Below are 3022 nucleotides of genomic sequence, written 5' to 3' on the forward strand. Positions count from 1 at the left end.
GTATCAAGAAGCCTGAAGGGCTGACAGGACAATAGCCACGGGTAAAACCCGTGGTAAGTTAAATGAACGCTCACTTGATTTTGGCGGTATTGTTGCCTTTTTTCTGCAACAATGCTGACAAAATCACACTTACGAATCCAATATTTCAAAGGATTCCGGTACCTCCACAAATCCTCCTTTGACTAAGAGGCGTTGGGGAATGAGGTTTTAAAACGAATTTTCTTTACCGGTGGCTGAGCGGAGTCGAAGCCTTAGGTTAACGTATCCAAACCACCCACTCCTTCAGCTCTGCCAAGGGTTTGTTTTCTCCATTGACATCACGGAAATCAGCAGCCCCTACATTAATCCTTAAAAAGACATTAACAATAAAGAGTATCAAGAAGCCTGAAGGGCTGACAGGACAATAGCCACGGGTAAAACCCGTGGTCAGGTAAATGAACGCCCCCTTGATTTTGGCGGTATTGTTGCCTTTTTTCTGCAACAATGCTGACAAAATCATTCCTCAAATAGGAGTAAAGATCATTTTATGTGAACTGGTGTTCTTCAGGAAAAATAATAGCTACAGGATGTTCAGGGATAGAGAGAGAAGTAAAATAAGAATTGCTTCGGGCTTTCCTCCGCTTTTATTTCCATTTTAGGGAATAAAATTGCAGTTTTGCAAAAATAAAAACAGCTCATGACCGTACGCTTCCAGTCACTAAAAATCATCACAGAAAAAGAAATCCTACCTGCCGCTGATTATATATTTGATGGAAAAACCATACATCCAGTAAGCACTGATACCCCGGCCGAAGATGAAATACTATTAGATTGCAAGGGTTTATTGGGTTCCAAAGGCTGGACAGACTTAAGGTGTTTATCAGGTGAACCCGGTCAAGAATACCGAGAAACCTTAGAGAGCCTCTCCAAAGCCCTTTGTCAGGGAGGAATGACCGAGGCCGTGCTTCTTCCAAACAGTAACCCTCCCATTCAATCCAAAAGTGAGGTGGCCTATTTAAAAAGCCATACCCAATTTTTGTTTCCTACCTTTCATATTCAAGCGGCTGTCACCAAAAACTTTGAAGGGAAAGAACTTACGGAAATGCTGGATCTTAACCAATATGGCGTAAAGCTTTTTGGAGAAGGATTGGTTTCCCTTTCACATTCAGACCGGATGATGAAAGCTTTACAATACTTACAGAAATTTGACGGGGTCTTATTTGATCAATCACAGGACCCCATGCTTGCCCTTTTTGGCCAGATGCATGAAGGAATCCCTTCCACCATGCTGGGATTAAAGGGGATTCCGGATTTAGCAGAAGAAGTAGCCGTTCAAAAAAACCTTGAAATATTGAGGTATACCGGTGGAAGGTTGCACTTTCAGGCCATCAGCACACTTGGAGCTTTGGCACATATTCGCCAAGCCAAAAAAGAAGGCTTGGCAGTGACTGCTGACATGTCTATCTACCAGTTACTTTTTTCAGAGGAAGATTTGTTGGGTTTTGATACCAATTTAAAGGTAATGCCTCCTTTTCGTGGAAAAAAACAACAGGAGGGCTTAATTGAAGCCTTGGTAGATGGTACAATCGATGCCTTGGTATCCAACCATATCCCGCATGAATTAGATGCCAAAAACATGGAATTTGACCTAGCCCCATTTGGGATGGCCGGCTTGCCAACTTTTGTTCCTGCCCTGGTTAAGTTGGCTGAAAAATTAGGCTTCCCTTTGCTGATTGAAAAGTTAACCAAGGGACCTCAAACCATTTTAGGCAATAAAAGTGATTCTTGGGACAGCCTTACGGTTTTTGATCCCAATGAAGAATGGCTATTTGATGCCAAAAGCAATGCTTCCCTGGCAAGCAACAATCCTTATTATAACCAATCCTTAAAAGGGAAAGTAAAATACCTCATCAACAGGGGTAAAATGGAGGGAATTAATGAATAGGTATTTAAAAGCTGCATTGCCATTCGGACTTTATGGTGGAGGACTTTGTTTCTTAGGCTTCTTGACGATTTATTTTTTGGACATTGAGCCATTGAGCATGAACCTTATATTTGGGTACTTGGTCATACCCATCTTTGTGTTTTTTGGCATCAAAAACTTCCGGGATAATTATAATGGAGGCAACTTGTATTTTGGTCAAGGCATGACGGTAGGTTTTTTTACCTACACCATCATTGCCGGACTGTCTGCCTTGTATATATTGGGAAGTATACAGTTGGACATGGACTTGTTCACAACCTTCAAACAAATCAACTTGACCTTGATGAGTGATAATAAAGAAGTTTTGGAGGAGCAATTAAATGTTGCAGCCTATGAAGAAAGCTATGCAAACATTTCAGAAATGACAGTGTTTGATGTGGCGATAAATGATTTTTTGAGAAAAATATTCCCCGGACTGTTCTTTACCATCATAATTTCCATAATTTTAAAGAGGAACGTTGAATTTTAAAACTCTCTATTATGGAACAAAATGAAAAAACATCCCCAACGAAAGCAGCCCTCAATTCCGGATTAATTGTTGGTCTGGTGATGGTGACCCTCACCTTTGTCATTTATTTTATCAACTATAGCTATTTGGTTTCAGCTTGGTATGGTTTTGCCGTCTTTGCTTTGTTTTTTGGTATGGTAATTTACTTTGGCTTACAATACCGCAAAGATATAGGAGGTTTTATGACCTTTGGCACCGCCTTCCAATTTGCCTTTGTGACTTTAATTGTCTCCGGATTGATAACCACCTTTGGCAATATCCTATTGTATCAAGTGATTAATCCGGAGCTTGCAGAAATTCTGGTAAAAGTACAACTTGAAAACATGATGGACCTAATGGATAGTTTTGGGGCAGCAGACAGTCTTTCCAGTGAGCAAATCAAGGAAATGCGAATGGAATTGGAAGATCAATTTACAATTGGCGGACAAATTTCAGGTTTTGGTATTTCTTTGTTCATTTATGCCATCCTCTCCCTAATCCTCGGTGCCATTATTAAAAAAAGAGACAAATCAACAGATTTTTAATTGACCTATGCCCCAAATTTCAATCAT

General features: G+C 40.3%; 4 protein-coding genes. 3 read left to right on the plus strand and 1 reads right to left on the minus strand.

The window, feature by feature from the left end; translation table 11 throughout:
- Nucleotides 1–256: 256 nt before the first annotated feature.
- The gene (locus tag AAC037_RS22740) at nucleotides 257–499 is read right to left on the minus strand and encodes a hypothetical protein (protein WP_339905847.1); all 243 of its coding nucleotides are present in this window, start codon (nucleotides 497–499) and stop codon (nucleotides 257–259) included.
- 177 nt (nucleotides 500–676) lie between these two features.
- Between AAC037_RS22740 and AAC037_RS22745 the strand changes: the two genes are divergently transcribed.
- The 3 genes from AAC037_RS22745 to AAC037_RS22755 are packed head-to-tail and all read left to right on the plus strand — an operon-like array spanning nucleotide 677 to nucleotide 2995.
- Nucleotides 677–1924 (plus strand): dihydroorotase, encoded by a 1248-nt coding sequence (locus AAC037_RS22745; protein WP_339905849.1) that lies wholly within the window; start codon nucleotides 677–679, stop codon nucleotides 1922–1924.
- Entirely contained in the window at nucleotides 1917–2432 is a 516-nt protein-coding gene (locus AAC037_RS22750) for a DUF4199 domain-containing protein (protein ID WP_339905850.1), read from the plus strand. The genes AAC037_RS22745 and AAC037_RS22750 overlap by 8 nt, the downstream gene beginning before the upstream one ends.
- An 11-nt stretch (nucleotides 2433–2443) precedes the next feature.
- Complete coding sequence (locus AAC037_RS22755) at nucleotides 2444–2995, plus strand: DUF4199 domain-containing protein (protein ID WP_339905852.1); 552 nt, start codon at nucleotides 2444–2446, stop codon at nucleotides 2993–2995.
- Nucleotides 2996–3022: the final 27 nt, after the last annotated feature.

Origin of the sequence: uncultured Cyclobacterium sp. (assembly GCF_963976465.1) — a bacterium.
GTDB lineage: Bacteria > Bacteroidota > Bacteroidia > Cytophagales > Cyclobacteriaceae > Cyclobacterium.

Bases quoted from the DNA above. Each gene is read 5' to 3' on its own strand.
- AAC037_RS22740 (WP_339905847.1), bottom strand. From the start codon at position 499: ATGATTTTGTCAGCATTGTTGCAGAAAAAAGGCAACAATACCGCCAAA.
- AAC037_RS22745 (WP_339905849.1), top strand. From the start codon at position 677: ATGACCGTACGCTTCCAGTCACTAAAAATCATCACAGAAAAAGAAATC.
- AAC037_RS22750 (WP_339905850.1), top strand. From the start codon at position 1,917: ATGAATAGGTATTTAAAAGCTGCATTGCCATTCGGACTTTATGGTGGA.
- AAC037_RS22755 (WP_339905852.1), top strand. From the start codon at position 2,444: ATGGAACAAAATGAAAAAACATCCCCAACGAAAGCAGCCCTCAATTCC.